The sequence below is a fragment of the Alteromonas sp. BL110 genome (genome assembly GCF_003443615.1).
Lineage (GTDB): Bacteria > Pseudomonadota > Gammaproteobacteria > Enterobacterales > Alteromonadaceae > Alteromonas.
In genome coordinates, this window is record NZ_CP031967.1 from 3,546,402 (window position 1) to 3,563,664 (window position 17,263).

A 17,263-nucleotide genomic window follows, 5' to 3' on the forward strand; every position below is an offset into this window, starting at 1 on the left:
AACCGCGTTTTTTGCATCTCGTAATTCACACAATTCTACTACTAGTAAGGCATTTTATGTTCTTTTCTCGCAAAGCAGAGCCGCTAACTCACAAAGTTGCCGCTATTTTAGCCAAGTATTTCTCGCTAGACGTAGACGATACCTTACCTTGGTGTGCTTTTAGTCAGCCAGAAAATGAAAATGCGGGCATTACCGTTACTTTGCCATTTTGCATTGCTACTCAGTTAGATACGCTTAAACAAGAAGTGCGTAACCAGCTTAAAGGGAGACTAGATGCCGATAAGCTTACTTTTAAGCAAAACGTTGCCAGTGGCGAAACTGAAGTTGCCCCTGTTACTAATATCAAAAATATTATTGCGGTAGCCTCTGGCAAAGGTGGTGTGGGTAAGTCTACAACCAGTATCAACCTTGCGTTTGCGCTTATGCAAGAAGGCGCGAAAGTAGGTATCTTAGATGCTGACATTTACGGGCCGTCTATTCCTATAATGCTGGGCAACCCTAACGCACACCCTGAAAGTGAAGATAATAAGCACATGCAACCGCTTATGGCACATGGGCTGGTAGCAAACTCTATCGGTTATTTAGTTCCTCAGGAAGACGCGGCTGTATGGCGCGGACCAATGGCAAGCAGAGCGTTGAAGCAATTACTAGATGAAACCTTGTGGCCCGTGCTGGATTACCTGATTGTAGACATGCCCCCAGGTACCGGCGACATTCAGCTTACGATGGCGCAGCAAGTACCGCTAACCGCATCTGTGGTAGTTACCACGCCGCAGGACTTAGCGTTAGCCGACGCCCAAAAGGGCATAAGCATGTTTGAAAAGGTTAACGTACCTGTGCTTGGCCTTATCGAGAACATGAGCTATTACCAATGCAGAGCCTGCGGCACCAAAGACTACGTGTTTGCCAAAGACGGAGGAGAGGCACTGGCTGAGCGCCATGGATTGCCCCTGTTAGGCCAGTTACCCCTTGATATTCATATTCGAGAACATGGCGATGCAGGTACACCTTTGTTACTGGCCTCGCCTGATGGTGCCTTAAGTGAAAGCTATCGCGAGGCTGCGCGAGCACTGTCTATGCAGCTGGCGCTTACGGTTGAACCACGAAAAGGGGCGGTTAAACACATTAAAGGCGACCCTATTGGCATTCTTGGGAAAGATTGAAAGATTGAAAGATTGAAAGATTGAAAGATGGGAAAGGTTGGATGAAAGAGTAGAATTAAGTGCTGACACATAGTGTGCAAAAGTTAAGAAAATATAGTTCAAAGCCTAGTTAGATGCTTAATTAAGGAAAAATAGAGGCAAGTTTTGGTGCTCAAATTTAAAATTGACTAAAACTTTATAAAAATTGCGCAAAAGCAGATAAAACAAGCCTTTGAGCAGTTGAATGCATGCGGTGACAAACGCATAATAGCGGCCTAACGAAATGAGGAATACACCATGCGCTTGTGCGACCGCGATATCTACCAACATCTTCAAGATGGAAAAATAAAAATTGAGCCTACACCTAACTATGATCAGATTAGCGGTGTAACGGTAGATATCCGCCTTGGTAACAAATTTCGTGTGTTTGAAGACCATCAAGCGCCGTTCATCGATTTGAGTGGCCCAAAAGCGCAAGTACAAGAGGCGCTGGACCACGTAATGAGCGACGAAATTGTGTTGGAAGAGGGGAAAGCGTTCTTCTTGCACCCGGGCGAACTGGCGCTTGCCATTACGCACGAATCGGTAACTTTACCAGATAACATCGTTGGCTGGTTAGACGGGCGTTCTTCACTCGCACGTTTGGGCTTAATGGTGCACGTAACCGCGCATCGAATCGATCCTGGTTGGTCTGGCAACATCGTTCTTGAGTTTTACAACAGCGGTAAATTACCACTTGCGCTTCGCCCTAAAATGAAAATAGGCGCACTGAGCTTTGAAGTGCTATCAGCGCCAGCTGAAAAACCGTATAACGCCAGAGTTGATGCCAAATATAAAGATCAAGCCGGTGCAGTGGCCAGCCGTATTTCGTCTGACGATGAAAGTAAGTGAGAAAAACAACCTAAAAACAACTTTTTTGGAAAAGCCTCGTGCGTTTCCCGCTAATTACTGATAGAAAATATAAGAGCAATAATTAGGGCCTATAACTAAGGCGCTAGCACTTATAATAAAGCGATTAGTAACGGGAAGCGCAATGCACACAAATCCTGAACCTTCTTCAGATACCCAACAACGACAGCCAACACGTAAGAACAGTATTATCCTTTTCGCGTTTATCGCCTCTGTTCTTAGCGGTATGGGCTTATGGGCTGTAAATCAGCCCAGCGAGATTATATTTACCGCCGCGATCACCCTTTTTGTAGCAATACTTTGGGTAACCGAAGCGCTCCCCATTCCCGCTACTTCGCTGCTGCCATTCGCGTTATTTCCATTATTCGGCGTGCTGTCGCACAGCGAAGCTGCGTCTGCCCTAGGAAGTCATGTCATTATATTGCTAATGGCGGCTTTTATGCTGTCAAAAGGGCTTGAACGTGCGAACTTACACAAGCGATTTGCTATTTACATGCTGCGTATAACAGGCAGCGGCAGCCCGCTTAAACTGGTACTGGGCTTTATGCTCACCACCGCAGTCCTTAGTATGTGGATTAGTAACACCGCCACGGTGTTAATGATGTTGCCAATGGCCATTGCCATTATTAATGCGGTCGATAACCCAAGATTTGGCGTGGCCCTAATTCTGGGTATTGCTTATTCAGCAAGTTTGGGCGGGGTAGGGACACCCATTGGCACGCCGCCTAATATTATCTTCATGAGCGTGTATGAAGAAACACAAGGTATGGAATACAGCTTTATTGAATGGATGAAAACTGGCGTACCGATTGTTGTTTTTGGTGTGCCTATTATGGCCTTGTGGTTAGCGCGGGGAATTAAAGAAGTGGGCAATATCGATTTGCCTGTACCTTGCGCGTGGACAAAAGCGGAAAAGCGTGTGCTTGCCATTTTCGGTACGGTAGCAATGGCGTGGATATTCAGACCTTTTTGGACCGCTTGGATAGGCGTGACCACCATCAGTGATAGCACTATAGCCGTTGCAGGTGTTGCCGCTATGTTTTTCACCAATAGCGGCAATGACAATGGCGAAGTAGATGCAAAAGGTAACCGCGATAAGCTGCTAGACTGGAAAACCGCAAACGATATTCCTTGGGGAATGCTGCTGCTGTTTGCAGGTGGAATTTGTATTGCGAAAGCGTTTATGTCGTCGGGTTTAAGCGTATTGATGGGCTCATGGTTAACAGGCCTTGCGACCTTACCTGTATTACTACTAGTACTGGGTATTTGCCTGTTCGTGACTTTCTTAACGGAAATTACTTCAAACACAGCAACGTCTACATTACTAATGCCGATATTGGCCGCAGCAGGCTTAGCTGTAGGCGTTGACCCCAAATTACTGATGATACCGGCTGCCATTAGCGCAAGTTGTGCTTTTATGTTGCCAGTAGCAACCGCTCCCAATGCCATTGCCTATTCAACGGAAAAGTTTGATATTAAAACCATGGCAAGAGAAGGCATAATGCTAAACGTGTTGGTTGCACTTGTGGTAACCGCGGTGTGCTACGTCACTTTGGCCTGATATCAAAAAAACGGCAACTAGGTGTTTTAATGTAGAAATTTGCAAAGATGGTTAGCATTTGAGCGCTTGAACAGGCTTATTGCTAATTCTCGTTGCATTGTGAACAAATATGAGTAGTATTACTCGCTCTTTCGGTCGGTGTGTAGCGCAGCCTGGTAGCGCACTGTCATGGGGTGTCAGGGGTCGGAGGTTCAAATCCTCTCACACCGACCAATCTATATCTTTAATGATCAGAAAGTTACAAATATCATCCCCAGTATATGTAGCAAAGAGAACTCTGATTTTTTAAACCATGTAGCATATATGTAGCTTGGTTTACTCATACATAATTTCTTAATTTCCGCTCCCTTTAGCATCTGCTTAACGATAATACCCTGCTTGTCAGCATACTTAACATTTAAGCAAATCTTTGTACTTCGCTACTGTCTGACGCGTTAGTCCAGATTCCTTTGCCAGATTGACTTGAGTAAGGCGCTCGCCTCGCTTTGTAAGACGAGATCTAGCTTCCAATAACTGTTGTTTGGTTTTCTCTTGTCGCGTCCGGTGCGTGTACCGTGCGCCTTCTTGCTGTGCCAGCTTTTTGGTAGTAGCTTGAATAGGTAAATTCCAAAGGCCTGCAACGCCCCGATTATGCGATGGGTTGTAGTTCAGCCAGGTCCATTGAGATACACTGCGAACTATCGAAGAAAGCTCATTAAGGGGCAATTGTTGCGTTTTACTAAGGTCTTTTCCGGTAAAATCATTAAAGTAAATCGCGAGCTGAAAAAGGTGTTGTTCCCATTGCTCATAGCTCCAGTTTTTCCTAGCGAAAATTACTCTGCGGTACGCTTCAAACCGCAGTTCATGAAACACGGTGCAGTTTCTTGAATCGGGAACATTATCCCAATCAAAGTCCCTACGTTTGCATATTTCTGGTCGCTCAAACCCATTGTTTAGTTCGTTTAGGTTATATTCGTGATGGTGTAGGAAACTTGTTTTCCAAAACGGATGAAGTGGGTTCTTGCAAAGTGGACCGGTGTAAGCATTATCGGCCATCAATTCGCTAGTCATCTTCCTTTTGATATCGGCTAGGAAATTTACAGGTTTTCGACGAGAATTCCGGCTAGTTGATACATTTTGAATGGCGTAAAAAAGGTGTGCGGAGTTCTGTTTCAACTTCGCCTTAGGGCTTTGCCCACTCACTATAATGTTTGGAGGCGGTAACAGTTTGTCTTCCCAAATAAATGGATCTGTCCCGTCTAAATCGAAAATCAGCCAGCATTTGGTGTTTGCTGGATTAACCTGGATGTGAAGATACTTTTGTAAGGCACTATATTTGTACCGAAAAGAACTCTTTGTCACATCTTCTTGAGCGCAAAGAGTTTGTGGGGGAGTTGTGATTTCTAGCCGCTCGATTAGTCTCTCTCGCGCACAAGCAGGCGCCGCCAAGACTGGCTGAATTATTTCAGATAACATAAACTACCAATGTTGAAATTCAGTTCAACACGGCAGGCAGTGAGTTTGGTCGCTTATGCCTGCCGTATTCTCAGACTAAGCAACTTCGCCGTAGGTACGCAGCCAGTTTTCCAGCTTGGATTCTTCGAAGAGTAGTTTTCCACCAATTTTAATTGCTTCAGGCGCGAGCTTGTTAGCTAAAGCCTTGTTACCTTCTTCAATGGCAGATTTACGTTTATTTCGCAGATTGTATAGATGCTGAGGCGTACAGTTTAAGTACGCTGCTGCTTGTTTCGTGGTAATAAATGCGGACATGAGCCCTCCTAACCGTAATACCTAAACCTGTTAAACATTTATGAAGTGATTGACCTAGGGAAGGTCCGTCCTTTTCCTCACTACGTGTAACAGGCAGCCGGTTAGAGCGCCTTTTTTTGCGATTCTGACATTTACGTCATTGGAGTTAGGTTATTACATAATTAGAATTGAGTAAAGAATTGTACCTATTGTAGAAAAGCATGCTGCGCAGCCAACGGCTGCGCATCCCAATGCAAAGTAAAAACCCAACGTTAGAATTACACCGGTGTATCACCTTGTCAAAGGTGCTAGTAATAGAACTCACCGCGGTCGTGAGCATCTCGTGCTTCTTGTTCAGAATAATCATCCCCGAAGAAATTTACATTTCCTGCGCCGTCACTATGTTCATCAATAAACCTGTCTTGCTTTTTTGCATCTTCATTTGGGTCATCTAGCAGAACTTCTAACGCAACCAGGGCGGTTGCTTTTAATATCTTCGAAAGCATCTTGCACTCCAATAAAGCTAAGGATTCCTGAGTATCTATGACTTATTAAAGCTAAGAAACTCTTAGTTTTCAAGTTTTAGTTAGTTTCAAACATGAATAATGATGAGTCGCCTTTTCCTAAAAGGTTAAAGCAGGCCAGAAAAGATCGGGGATTGTCTCAAAAGCAACTCGGTATCCTGTCGGGGATGGACGAGTTTTCAGCTTCCGCTCGTATGAACCAATATGAAAAAGGAGTCCATTCGCCCGACTTTAAGACGGTGAAGGCCTTAGCGGAGGTACTGAAAGTTCCTACAGCTTTTCTTTATTGTGAAGAAGATGGCTTAGCGGAACAGATCGCCAGTTTTAAAAATGGTTAGGTCTCACCGCTGTTATTCACTTGCTTTGACGCGAAATGAAAATAGCCAGCGAAGAATGCAACCAAGCCAAGTATCATCAGATTGCTCACTATTAGCGGTGCCATAAAAACCTCCTCGAATGCTGAGATTAAAGCGTAAGATAGTTTGTCATTAACAGCAAGCTGAGCGCAAAACCCAGCCCTTGCTATCGAGGCATCACGAGCAATATCCCTCTCTTTTTTCGGGCGCGTTGCCGCCCGCTATGTCGAAGCCGAAAATCGTCTTCAACATAGCGGGCGTCTGGGTTTTGCGTTCTTACGCGCAGCTATCTGTTTGCAGAAGCCATTTGCAGATTGAAAAAAATTTTTTCAGCAGGTAGTCTCTAAATGTATAGCCCGTTCGGGCATCGAAAAAAGTCGGCGCTTTCAGCTGCCGTTTACACGTAATGAGGACCCTCACTTCTCATATCTATATTCATGTCACGCCGCATTTTCAGGCGTTTTTAAAGTCGGCGCATTCAGCTGCCGTTTCCACGTATCTGAGGTCTTAAATTTTGGCGGGATCAGTCCGAGCCAGGCGTAGTTGCGCTAAACAGGGGCGAATAGGCTTTAGTGTCGCTGAGCCATAAAAGGCCAGTTAATCTTACAATACGCAGGGTGTGTCATGAATTTTAATGAAGTAAACGAAGTTGCTCAGCTAAAAGCTGAAACCAAACTAATTGCCAGGAAAAGAAAGAAAGCTTCAAAGCTCGATGTTCATCGGTATCAGTTATGTAAACTTTTTCATGCCGGTGCCACAAAAGCAGAGCTGCAAAGGTGGTTGATCAAAAAAAAGGGGATGCGTGTCGACTGGACAACAGTAAAACGATGGCTTGATAAAAATGCCTAAGTTTGCAAAGGCCAGTACGCAGGCTCATAACGTCATAAAGGCACTAACAAAGGCTGAGAGAATACAATCTCTTGGGACAGCTAGAAACTACGAAGATGCCCTGAAAAGGGTTTCTTTTTGGGTTAAGGAAAATAAGCTCAACGGCTTGCAATCTTTATCATTAGAACAAGCACGGTTTTACCTTGAGTATCGCGCCGAGAGTGTAGGGCAAAAAACACTTGATATGGAGCGCCAGGCCTTGCAAGCGATGATGCAACTAAATGGTAAGCTACCCGACAACGGAAAGCTATATATCGTTAAGTCAGAGCTCGCTGAGGCAAAACGGTCAAGGGCTTATACTGGCAACCAAGCCGAGGCCGTATCTCTGGGACAGTCGTCTAAGCATAGTCTAGCAACACAAATCGCATACGCTGCCGGGCTACGGGCTCATGAGCTTTTAACTTTGGCTAAAAGTGATGAACGTCAGCCAGATAGACGAAAAGCTTTAAATTCTAAATGGGAAGGCCGTTCAGGCTCACTTTACACTGTTGTGGGGAAGGGCGGGTTGAAACGGCACGTGCTTATTCCTACAGCCTTAGTCAATCAACTCGAACAGCGCAGACTCGAAAGCCCTGTGACTGTTACTGACCGTCAAATAAAGTACCTACAGCGCTATGATATCGGTGGTGGGAAAAAATGGTCCGATTCCTTTAACAAGGCTTCCAATCGGAAATTATTTTTTTCAACTGGAGCTCATGGCTTGCGTCATAGTTACGCACAGGAGCGTATGGTTGAATTGAAAGCTCAAGGCTACAGCAGGGCAATAGCCTTGGAGACAGTATCTCAGGAAATGTGGCATTTTAGGCCGGAGATTACAGAAGTTTATCTTGAAAAATAAGATTATTACATTAGGACGAAAACCCGTTTTGGTGCTCCAAATTAAATCTGGGATTACACACAAAAGTGAGTTGCTACGAGTTGCATCATTAATTTTAAATGTATCCATTGACCCTAATAACAAAAAAAAATAGACAAAGTACTCGCTATGAACTCAATGCCCTAATGATATTTAAGGTTATTGTTTCGTAAGCTAAATTCGTGCTTTAATAATATTTTTCAGCACAAGATATTTTCTGTAAACCAAAACTGCCAAGCTTTTTATATGATTCTAACGTTGGTCCGTTGGTTCAGTCTTACAGCTTTTATATCAGGATGGTTACTTTCTCTAAGGGTTAATAAGGATTTTTCGGTGAAGCATTTGGCTCGTATAACACCTTCGGCAGAGCAGCTAAAAATTATCAGTACCAACCAGTTGGGCGCTGAGCTGATTAGAGGTTCGGCGGGAAGCGGGAAAACTACTACTGCTCTTTTAAGGTTGTCCTCTCTGGCAAACATGATGAGAGCAAAAAAAGACAGGGTAGATGATCCTAGTCCTGTAAAAGTTTTATTGTTGACGTTCAATCGAACTTTGGCGGGATATGTGACGGCCTTAGCTGAATCACAAGTGGGTGAAACTGGTCATGCTATTGAAATTTCAACTTTTGCAAAATGGGCAGTTAATAAGCTTGGCATTTACAATACTAATGCAAATGAGGCTTACGATTATCTGATTGCTTTGTCTGCATGTTTTCAAGGTCTTGAAACTAAGTATGTTGTCCAAGAGGTTGATTATCTTTTGGGGCGATTTGAACCTGAAGATCTTGAGCTATACATCACAACAGAGAGAACAGGAAGAGGAGCACTTCCTAGGGTTGGCGCTGAATTGCGTCGGAGAATTTTAGACACCATTGTTTATCCTTATTTGCAGTATCTGGAGCAGAATAATTGGTTAGACTGGAACCGATTGGCGATTAAAATGAGAACGGACTTGCCGAGTCTTTCATATGATCTTGTTGTTGTTGATGAAAGCCAGGATTTTTCAGCAAATCAGATTCGAACTATTAAGCATCATTTAGCCAGAGAGCACGCAGTCACATTCGTTATAGATACGGCGCAACGTATTTATGCTAGGGGGTTTACTTGGGTGGAGGCGGGTGTCACGATTTCTGCAAATAGGTCCCACCTCTTGGGTGAAAACCATAGAAACACGAGGGAAATAGCGGCTTTTGCCGCTGGTATTATGAATGGATTAGTTGTAGATAGCGACGGCGCTCTTCCCGACTTAAATGCGGCGGGCACGAGGGGGATGTTACCAGAGGTTATTTCAGGTAGGTATCAAGCTCAAATGAACTGGGCAGTAAACTATATAAAGAATCAGGTTGATTTAGCTAATGAAACAGTTGCATTCCTTAAGCCAGAAGGCGGCGCTTGGTTTAGAGCGATTGAATCAAAGCTTGAAGAAGAAGGCATTGAATTTGTTAAGATTCAAAGGAATGCCGAATGGCCAGAAGGTAACGAGAATGTTGCGTTATCAACTTTCCACTCCGCTAAAGGCTTAGAATTCGATCATGTGATCATAATTGGTTTTAATCAAGAAAACACTCAATTTGGCGTAGAGGAATTCTCTGATCAAATTGTAGTACTACGGCGCCTACTAGCAGTAGCAGTGGCAAGAGCAAGAAAGCACGTTGTTGTAGGTTATAAAACAGGGGAAGAATCCCGTCTTGTCGACTATTTTGAACCAGGAACATATAGGGAAGTTGTACTTTGAGCATACAAGATATTTTAGAGCAAAGAGGAATCTCTGAAATCTTACATTTTTCAACGAACCAAGGACTACTTGGTGCTCTTGCAACCAAATACATTTATTCTCGCCCATTACTTAGTAAAGAAAACTATCTTCGTCATGTACTACAGCTCAACTCATCCGAACGACCAGAAGAATGTGATAGTTTTGACAAAGAGCAGGATTGGCTGCGATACGTCAATCTATCGATATCAGAGATTAATCGGCGCTTTTTAAACGTTTCTCGCCGTTGGCACAACGATAAGCATGTTTGGTGGTGTATTTTATCTTTTGACCCACTCATAATGACACATGAGGGTGTATATTTCGCTACGACTAACAACAGCTATGATCAATGTCGGAGAGCGCAAGGGGAGCAAGGGCTCGATAATCTTTTCGCTGAAAATATTGCTCGTAAGCGAATTGGAGCTTCGGGTAACCCTTGGTCAGTGAGAAGAGCTGGTAGACATAGCAGTTTGCCGACATGCGAGCAAGCTGAGATATTGTATTACGAAAAATTAAGCTTGGATCATTTAAGAACGATATATGTAGAGGATGAACAGCATCGTGATACGGTGGTCGGATGGCTTGTTGATTTTGGTATGAATGATGTAAACGTTTTATTCCAACCAGAGAAATTTGAGGGCAAACCAAATTGAGTGCTGATACGTCGAAATCACCAGTGAATTGGTATCGAAGAAATGAATATGAAAGAGCTGTTTCAAATTCTGCTTTGTGGGCGGCGGCTGGTGATGCGTTAGGCTGGATGACTGAATTAACTTCGGGTACTTCTGGCGTTAAGAATAGAATAGGTTCAACTTTTGCTACAGAACCTGTCGATTGGAAGCGGCGCATAGGGGGGAGACTGGGAGTTACAGTAAATTTCCCGGGCGGCTCATACTCAGATGATACACAGCTGAGGCTCTGTGTGAGTCGCTCTATTAGAGGCAGCGGCCTGTTTGATGTAGAAGCATTTGCCAAGATAGAAGTCACCGCTTGGCAAGGATACGCTCTAGGAGCTGGCTTGGGCTCAAAGGCGGCAGCCTCCAATTTATCTAAAAGAGGGGTCAATTGGTTTTCAAACTTTTTTGTTAGCGGACAGCAAAAATATACCTCAGGTGGTGGTAATGGAGCGGCGATGCGCATACAACCGCATGTTTGGAGTTCGAGGGGGTCTTTAGACAAAACGATCCAAAACGTACTGCGAGACTCGATAGTTACACACGGACATCCACATGGTTTTTGTGGGGCAGTTTTTCATGCTTTATGCTTGTGGTTTACGCTATCAAACAAAAAGATCCCACCGTTAAAAGCTGCTAGTCAGTTTGTTGCGTACATGGACCGAATTCCGCAACTTGTCGCAAATGATTATGAGTTAGAGACTTTTTGGCGAAGTAACTGGGAAAAACAGAGCGAACAGGGCTTTTCTGAATCAATCAGAAAATTTCAAAGTGATGCCCAGTTAGATATTTCTATAGTTGAGGAAGCTTTTAAAGAGTCGAAGAGACCTGATTATCATGATTTATTAAAGCGTTTAAACTGTTTAAATGATACCTATAGGGGATCAGGGTTTAAGACTGCATTAGCTGCATTTGTCCTTGCACAGCTGTATTCTGCAGAAAAAATTGAAGACGCTCTTATAGCGTCAGCTAATGAACTTGAAAGTGATACAGATACAATAGCGACGATGGCTGGAGCCCTTTTAGGGGCGATAAGTGATGTTGCACCGAGGTGGAAGCTTCAGGACAAAGAATATATTGAGTCTGAAGCAAGAAGAATGTGCAAAATAGCGCTGAATGAACCAGCAAAAAGCTTTTCTTATCCTGATGTTTCGATTTGGAACCCACCAGGAAATCAGTCAGATGCTGTCGTAAATTTTGATGATCAACTAGCTTTGGCTGGCGTTGGAGAATTAGAGCCGATAAGTGAAGAATACAAAAATGGAACCTCGATTTGGCAATGGTTTAAGCTGCCATTTGGACAGACTATTTTAGCGAAAAGGAGGGCCAAAATTAAAGTTACGGTGACTGAAAAGCAAATGCCTACGGAGTCTATTACATCAAGTACAGACGTAGCGCAAACTTCTCAGCAAGAACAGAATAGGTTTGATTTCGCTCCTCAGAGGGGTGATCAAACTATTGTTAAAGGTAATACTCCGAGTCATGATAGCAAAAAGCAAAAGTTCTCATCTATAGATAGTGCGGCAGATAAAATAATCGCCTCAAACTATGATGATGAGCTTATTGGAAAAATGATTAATCAGTGTATAGACACTACTGGCAATATAGAGGCTGTAGTAGCTCTGACCGCAGTAATAGCTAGGGCTCGACTTGCAAAGTCTCGATAAGAAGGTTGAATAGTCGCAATATGGAAGTATTAAGCGAATTAGATGAACAGTTGAAAAAAACTACTAATCGAACAGATGTGATTATCAAGGTATAATAATGCACCTCAGCTGACATTTTATTAGTGCACGAATTGCGCGTTTTTACGCGCATATGTTCACTGTCAACCAAAGAGTGAGAATGGCTTCCTTCTGAAAGTCAAAAAAGACATTATTGTGTACAAATTATTGTAGGGAACCACGGCTTAATTAGTTATAAGCTTTACAAAACATCCATATTGTTAAACCAACAAGAAAAAGTGTTGCCCCTACTGCCAAGTAAAGTTTCACTTCAACTTGTGTCTGAGCACTTTTGATATCGTCTTCGGCTTTTTCTATCGCCGAAGCCTCTTCTTCGTATGTTTTAGCTAATGAATCGAATACACCGCGATATTCCTTACTCATAGTGCTTATAGTTGAAAATTGACCGATCAGATTAAAAATCAGTAAAACCGCTAATACTGCCACTGTAACAATAACAGACACATTTTTTGCGAATGCCATCGTTTCTAAGCCACCTATTTCAACTTCCTTTATTTGGGTAGTTGCAAACCAAATACCCGCCGGTAGGGATAAAAGCTTAGTTGCTATATTGTCGAAGACTCCATGAATTTTGCTTACATACTCAGTACGCTTTTCCAAATATTCCTTGCGCACTTTATCAAAGGTGTAATTTTCAACATAGCTTTGGTAGCTCAACAACACATTCGACACCAAAGAGTCCATGTGCTGTATCAAATAGCTAAAGCGTTGCTTCGAAGCATTATCTTTGAGAAAAGAGACTAATTCCTTGCACATCAAGCAAGTGATTGCTTCCTTGTGTAAATCTTTACTTAGCAACTTCTGAAGGGCATCTAGGTCAATCGAGCGTTCTAAATCAGACTCGTTCAAAACAAACTCGAACCTCAACGGGCGCTCATAGAAAATGGTACTATCCCCACCTTCAGTAGATTCAGCTAACTCTTTTACAAACTCATAGGCCTTGTGAACATTCAGATAATTAACATACTTTTCGTCTTCACTTTCTGGTGTCAATAACGTGGCCGCTTTAGTGAAAAAGATATATTTAACCGGTGACTTCACGCGAAGTTCATTAGCCAGAAGCTCATTCCATTCAGAACAAATTGCATAATCTGACTTGATTTGTTGTGCGGTTAACTCGACGTGAAATCGTATATTATTTTCAAAGTGTGCTGGCTTAAGCTGGCTGAGGTTTACACTAGAATGAGGCTTCCCATCTTTGTTAAAATCGTACGAACCTGCAGTTAATCCCGCATCAGCTAGTAACTCCAACTTATCTTTTAGCTGTGGTGTAAGACTAAGCCATCCTTTGAATTCACCGTCTTGATATTCTTTTTGATCAAGTGCAGCGAAAACAAGGGCATATGCGTTGAGAATTGGGGAGCTCATTAGTTATCTTGACCAAGATCGTCTTCTAGCTCTTCTTCAATCGCTGCACGCAAAGAGTCTGGGATTTCTGAAAAGGTAAGCTCTCCATCATCATATTTCACAGTGGTGTTTAGCATATCTCTATCAAAGCTAATCGCAATACCCTTTCCTCTACCAGCAAGTTTTTTGTAGCTTTTTAGTACCTTTGCGTCAATAGCAAGCTCTTCAGGTAAATCATGTATTTCTTTTGCCTGCCTAGTGAATTCATCGGCACGATCTGGAAAGACATGATTTGATACATGGCTCAATTGGACTTGATTCCCAAGTTTTTGTTGCTCTTTAATGTAATCATGCGCTTGTGCAACTTTTTGTGACACAACATCATCGTCCATACCACAAGCGTTTTTTGCGTAATCTTGTATAGCACTTTTTAATTTCTTGGTTTCAACAGTTGCTGCCAGCTTATCTCTTTGACACCCGATAAACTTTTCAAAATAATCTCTCACCTCGGCTGCTAAGCCTGTTCGGAAGCGAACATATCTTGTGCTTAATTCACTTTTCCATTGAGTAAGGTTGATAGCGGCTCCTAAATGAAGCTTTTTCAAATCTAAGATTTCACTGGCTACAACTTCCAGATTAGCTGCTACATCGATACCTTCGGTTTTATTCAAAATAGCTACAGCTAACCAATTATCATCGTTTCTTTCATACTGATAGAACACCAAATAACCGCCTTTAACAGAATGTAGTTGATCACCTACGATGACACTTTCATATTTGTTCGCCAATTCTTTTGTCATAGCAACAAAGTCAGAACATTTACATTCATCGTCGTAATATTTTTTTAGTTTCTGCTCAAAAGCAGGTTCAACTTCGCTATCACCATCTACGCCAAATTCGCCAATATTAAGATGAGCATTTGAAAAAAGCTCCAACAAGCCGTCCGTCAGCTGTGCCGTCATTCCTTCCGTGCTATTCTCATTATCCCTGAGTTGCTTTGAAAGTTGTTCACCATCTTTGTCACGTTTTACAACATGAATAATTACGTGTTTAATTGCCATACATCGCCTGTTGGTTTTTTGACAAGGAACTTCCAAAAGAAGAGAAAAGCTAATCCTTGCTTTTTATGAATCTGAATTATTCAAAACTTTAAAATGTTTTGCCTACATAAAGCAAGCACAAAGCATTTATTGTTTCTCTCATCTCCTCCATATGCTCCTGTTACAAACGCCCATAATGCGGCGTAGGTTGTGAGGGACCTAGTGTTCACCACGTTCAAAAAACTTGCGCTCCCAAGCGACTAAGGCTTGCATCCTTTTTTCCATATATTCCTGTAAGTTATAAATATTTTGCACTCCCTGAAGTTGATGGTTGAGTATTTTTTTAACAACTATTGGGTCGGCTCCGATATCAGAATCGCCCAGTCGTGTAGCTAGAGTTCGTCGTAAGTCATGAGGAACAAATTTTGGCACTCCCAACTGTTTAAGCTTTCTGTCTACAGCTCGCGATAATGAGTGCCTGTCAATTGGTTGTTCGCCAGGACTACGTTTGATACATGTGGTGCTAGGGAATACGAACTCTGAGTTGAGGTAGCCAAAAGCAGAGCGTAACTCATCTAGCATTACAATCATATTTTGAGTGATTGGTACCTTGTGTATTCGGTCGCCGCCTTTCTTCTGCTTCACTCGTTCACAGGGTATGATCCATAGCATTGTTACAAAATCAAATTCAGACCAGCGCGCGCCAGTTACCTCAATCGGTCTACAGCCAGTAAGCGCTATAAACTTAAGAGCATAGATAACTTGTGGGCTTACTCCTAACTTAGGTAGTCGTTCAAATACCTGTACCAATTCATCAAAGGTAAGTGCTCTTGTTCTGGATTTCTCAAACCCGCCAATATTCTTCTTTTTGACTGTGGTAATGGGATTGCCCTGAAGTAGGTCTCTATCAACGCCAAAATCAAACATTTGTTTGAGTATTGAAAGCGTCTTGTTGGCCTGAGTGCCAGAACTACGGTCAGTGATAGGGTCTAATACCTTTTCAATAACATCTCGCCTGGTGATGTCTTTCAGTTTCATATCGCCAAGTGTAGGCAGAACATCTTTATCGAACATTCTGCGAACTTCTTTCGGGTCTTTTCGGTTAACGTCTATATATCGCGTAAGGAATTCATTCGCTAGCTTTGAAAGGGAAGGGCTACTGTCTTCAATAAACTGCTCTCTCTGAGCTATTCGCTTAGTTTCATAAACGTCTTCACCAGCTGCTATACGGCCTTTTAAGCTTTCGACCTCTTTACGAACTTCTTTGAGATCTCGCTCTCCGTGATAGCCTAATAGATAATTACGTTGTTTACCGCCCGAGCCACCAATTCGATAATTCAGGTATAACGCTATTTTTGACTTATTGTCTTCTGATACTTTGCCAATCCGAGCATGAAAACCACTGAGTTTAGAATCATTAATTCGTTTGATTTGTTCAGGGACTTTGCTGAGTGAGGTATCGCTGATGAGAAGCTTTACGGTAGACACGTGTAGCACCAAAATAATCTTGAAATAGATTGGTGTAGCATATGTGTAGCAGCTTGATGATTCAACTACTTGGTTCTACTTAATTCTAATTATACATTTGAAATCAATTAAAATTCTTAAATAACAACTGGTTGTTGCTATTGTTGTTTCTAATTAAAACTAATCAACGCTAATGCTAGCTAATATATATTTTTATGGGGTGTCAGGGGTCGGAGGTTCAAATCCTCTCACACCGACCAACTTCTCTTCTTTGAAGCGACACCCAAGCACCTAATCTTCGATAAATCCAAAAACAGACTCTAAAACCAATTCCGCACTTTCAATCTGCGGGTAGTGGCCTATATCAGCAAGTTCTACTGTGTCAGCTTTGGGAATAAGCTCTTTATATCTGGCCACCATATGCGCACCAGAAATTGGGTCTGCCATGCCGGCGGTTAGTCGAACCGGCACGTCGGCATTTTGAAGTGCACTTACCCAACGCTCTCTGTATTGCTTGCGCTGTTTCATATAGTCCAAAAGCAAGTGCATGTATTTGTGGCCATTGTTTTCAGTAATAAGCGTCCAAAAATCATTAATGTCTTGGTCTGAAGGGGGCGTATTTGGGCCAAAGATGTTGTGCATGCTTTTTCGAATAGCGTTTTTGCTTAAAAAAGGAATGAGCAGCCCGCCAATAGAGGAAAGCAGCAGCTTTTGAATGGGTAATGCTTGATGGGTTTCGGGAAAAAGGCCGCCATTTAGCAAATGCAGTGACTCCATACGAAATGCAAGGTTGCCGTCTAACTGACGGGCCATTAACTCCTGCGCAACGGTATCGCCGTAATCGTGTGATAGAACGTGAGCATGCGTAATTTGAAGGTGTTCCATTAAGGCTTCTATCACCGCGGCTTGTTCTTTTATTTTGTATTTTTTGGGCGCTTTGGTGCTAAAACCAAACCCCAGCATATCGAGTGTTACACAGTGAAATTTCTGAGTAAGCGCAGGCCATAATTTAACCCAGTCAAAGCTCGCAGTAGGATACCCATGAATTAACAACAGCACAGGCCCTTTGCCTTGGGTAGTGTAGAAAATGTGCTGATCATTAACGTTTAGGGATTGGCCTGAGCTACGCCATTGTGAAAGTTGCATCGCGAAAAGCCTTATTATGTTTTTATACTCAGCTTGCCCTTCGTGAAGCTCTAGGTCTGTCGTAAGCGCGACATTTAAACTATGTCGCGCTTGTTACATTAGTTTAAACCAAAACAAATGGGTGA

The 17,263-nt window shown here is 42.7% G+C and carries 16 protein-coding genes and 1 tRNA gene; 10 read left to right on the forward strand and 7 right to left on the reverse strand.

Annotated elements, in window-relative coordinates; translation table 11 throughout:
- The first annotated feature begins 56 nt into the window (after positions 1 to 56).
- From apbC to D1814_RS15325, 4 genes are all read left to right on the forward strand, one after another.
- Positions 57 to 1,163, forward strand: coding sequence for an iron-sulfur cluster carrier protein ApbC (gene apbC, locus D1814_RS15310; protein WP_118493848.1), 1,107 nt, complete (start codon positions 57 to 59; stop codon positions 1,161 to 1,163).
- 276 nt (positions 1,164 to 1,439) lie between these two features.
- The gene (dcd, locus tag D1814_RS15315) at positions 1,440 to 2,033 is read left to right on the forward strand and encodes a dCTP deaminase (RefSeq protein WP_118493851.1); all 594 of its coding nucleotides are present in this window, start codon (positions 1,440 to 1,442) and stop codon (positions 2,031 to 2,033) included.
- Between the two features lie 142 nt (positions 2,034 to 2,175).
- Positions 2,176 to 3,612, forward strand: coding sequence for an SLC13 family permease (locus tag D1814_RS15320; RefSeq protein WP_118493854.1), 1,437 nt, complete (start codon positions 2,176 to 2,178; stop codon positions 3,610 to 3,612).
- Between the two features lie 136 nt (positions 3,613 to 3,748).
- Positions 3,749 to 3,825, forward strand: a tRNA-Pro gene (locus D1814_RS15325).
- Positions 3,826 to 4,002: 177 nt separating this feature from the next.
- Here the strand turns inward: D1814_RS15325 and D1814_RS15330 are convergent.
- The 3 genes from D1814_RS15330 to D1814_RS15340 all read right to left on the reverse strand — a co-directional run bounded on the left by D1814_RS15330 (position 4,003) and on the right by D1814_RS15340 (position 5,846).
- Positions 4,003 to 5,067 (reverse strand): replication initiation protein, encoded by a 1,065-nt coding sequence (locus D1814_RS15330; RefSeq protein ID WP_118493857.1) that lies wholly within the window; start codon positions 5,065 to 5,067, stop codon positions 4,003 to 4,005.
- A 75-nt stretch (positions 5,068 to 5,142) separates the two neighbouring features.
- A complete protein-coding gene (locus D1814_RS15335) occupies positions 5,143 to 5,361 on the reverse strand; it encodes a helix-turn-helix domain-containing protein (RefSeq protein ID WP_118493860.1) in 219 nt (72 codons plus the stop codon).
- A gap of 287 nt (positions 5,362 to 5,648) precedes the next feature.
- Positions 5,649 to 5,846, reverse strand: coding sequence for a hypothetical protein (locus D1814_RS15340; RefSeq protein WP_118493863.1), 198 nt, complete (start codon positions 5,844 to 5,846; stop codon positions 5,649 to 5,651).
- A gap of 92 nt (positions 5,847 to 5,938) precedes the next feature.
- Here D1814_RS15340 and D1814_RS15345 point away from each other — a divergent pair, with 92 nt between their 5' ends.
- The 6 genes from D1814_RS15345 to D1814_RS15370 all read left to right on the forward strand — a co-directional run bounded on the left by D1814_RS15345 (position 5,939) and on the right by D1814_RS15370 (position 12,060).
- The gene (locus D1814_RS15345) at positions 5,939 to 6,202 is read left to right on the forward strand and encodes a helix-turn-helix domain-containing protein (protein ID WP_118493866.1); all 264 of its coding nucleotides are present in this window, start codon (positions 5,939 to 5,941) and stop codon (positions 6,200 to 6,202) included.
- Positions 6,203 to 6,844: 642 nt separating this feature from the next.
- Positions 6,845 to 7,069, forward strand: a complete 225-nt coding sequence (locus D1814_RS15350; protein ID WP_118493869.1) for a hypothetical protein — start codon at positions 6,845 to 6,847, stop codon at positions 7,067 to 7,069.
- Positions 7,062 to 7,946 (forward strand): site-specific integrase, encoded by an 885-nt coding sequence (locus D1814_RS15355; protein WP_118493872.1) that lies wholly within the window; start codon positions 7,062 to 7,064, stop codon positions 7,944 to 7,946. The genes D1814_RS15350 and D1814_RS15355 overlap by 8 nt, the downstream gene beginning before the upstream one ends.
- A gap of 180 nt (positions 7,947 to 8,126) precedes the next feature.
- Entirely contained in the window at positions 8,127 to 9,698 is a 1,572-nt protein-coding gene (locus D1814_RS15360) for a UvrD-helicase domain-containing protein (protein WP_205422064.1), read from the forward strand.
- On the forward strand, positions 9,695 to 10,372 hold the full coding sequence (locus D1814_RS15365; RefSeq protein WP_118493879.1) for a DarT ssDNA thymidine ADP-ribosyltransferase family protein: 678 nt from the start codon (positions 9,695 to 9,697) through the stop codon (positions 10,370 to 10,372). Before D1814_RS15360 ends, D1814_RS15365 begins: the two co-directional genes overlap by 4 nt.
- On the forward strand, positions 10,369 to 12,060 hold the full coding sequence (locus D1814_RS15370) for an ADP-ribosylglycohydrolase family protein (protein WP_205422065.1): 1,692 nt from the start codon (positions 10,369 to 10,371) through the stop codon (positions 12,058 to 12,060). The genes D1814_RS15365 and D1814_RS15370 overlap by 4 nt, the downstream gene beginning before the upstream one ends.
- Positions 12,061 to 12,306: 246 nt before the next feature.
- Here D1814_RS15370 and D1814_RS15375 read toward each other — a convergent pair whose 3' ends face one another.
- The 4 genes from D1814_RS15375 to D1814_RS15390 form a co-directional block, all read right to left on the reverse strand.
- Positions 12,307 to 13,506: a hypothetical protein gene (locus tag D1814_RS15375; protein WP_118493882.1), complete on the reverse strand. Its 1,200-nt coding sequence runs from the start codon at positions 13,504 to 13,506 to the stop codon at positions 12,307 to 12,309.
- Complete coding sequence (locus D1814_RS15380; protein ID WP_118493887.1) at positions 13,506 to 14,546, reverse strand: nucleoid-associated protein; 1,041 nt, start codon at positions 14,544 to 14,546, stop codon at positions 13,506 to 13,508. The genes D1814_RS15375 and D1814_RS15380 overlap by 1 nt, the downstream gene beginning before the upstream one ends.
- Before the next feature lie 198 nt (positions 14,547 to 14,744).
- Positions 14,745 to 16,013 (reverse strand): tyrosine-type recombinase/integrase, encoded by a 1,269-nt coding sequence (locus D1814_RS15385; protein WP_118493890.1) that lies wholly within the window; start codon positions 16,011 to 16,013, stop codon positions 14,745 to 14,747.
- A gap of 270 nt (positions 16,014 to 16,283) precedes the next feature.
- Positions 16,284 to 17,138 carry an alpha/beta fold hydrolase gene (locus D1814_RS15390; protein ID WP_118493893.1) on the reverse strand — a complete coding sequence of 285 codons (855 nt, stop codon included), beginning with the start codon at positions 17,136 to 17,138 and terminating at the stop codon, positions 16,284 to 16,286.
- Positions 17,139 to 17,263: the final 125 nt, after the last annotated feature.

Bases quoted from the DNA above. Each gene is read 5' to 3' on its own strand.
- apbC (WP_118493848.1), top strand. From the start codon at position 57: ATGTTCTTTTCTCGCAAAGCAGAGCCGCTAACTCACAAAGTTGCCGCT.
- dcd (WP_118493851.1), top strand. From the start codon at position 1,440: ATGCGCTTGTGCGACCGCGATATCTACCAACATCTTCAAGATGGAAAA.
- D1814_RS15320 (WP_118493854.1), top strand. From the start codon at position 2,176: ATGCACACAAATCCTGAACCTTCTTCAGATACCCAACAACGACAGCCA.
- D1814_RS15330 (WP_118493857.1), bottom strand. From the start codon at position 5,067: ATGTTATCTGAAATAATTCAGCCAGTCTTGGCGGCGCCTGCTTGTGCG.
- D1814_RS15335 (WP_118493860.1), bottom strand. From the start codon at position 5,361: ATGTCCGCATTTATTACCACGAAACAAGCAGCAGCGTACTTAAACTGT.
- D1814_RS15340 (WP_118493863.1), bottom strand. From the start codon at position 5,846: ATGCTTTCGAAGATATTAAAAGCAACCGCCCTGGTTGCGTTAGAAGTT.
- D1814_RS15345 (WP_118493866.1), top strand. From the start codon at position 5,939: ATGAATAATGATGAGTCGCCTTTTCCTAAAAGGTTAAAGCAGGCCAGA.
- D1814_RS15350 (WP_118493869.1), top strand. From the start codon at position 6,845: ATGAATTTTAATGAAGTAAACGAAGTTGCTCAGCTAAAAGCTGAAACC.
- D1814_RS15355 (WP_118493872.1), top strand. From the start codon at position 7,062: ATGCCTAAGTTTGCAAAGGCCAGTACGCAGGCTCATAACGTCATAAAG.
- D1814_RS15375 (WP_118493882.1), bottom strand. From the start codon at position 13,506: ATGAGCTCCCCAATTCTCAACGCATATGCCCTTGTTTTCGCTGCACTT.
- D1814_RS15380 (WP_118493887.1), bottom strand. From the start codon at position 14,546: ATGGCAATTAAACACGTAATTATTCATGTTGTAAAACGTGACAAAGAT.
- D1814_RS15390 (WP_118493893.1), bottom strand. From the start codon at position 17,138: ATGCAACTTTCACAATGGCGTAGCTCAGGCCAATCCCTAAACGTTAAT.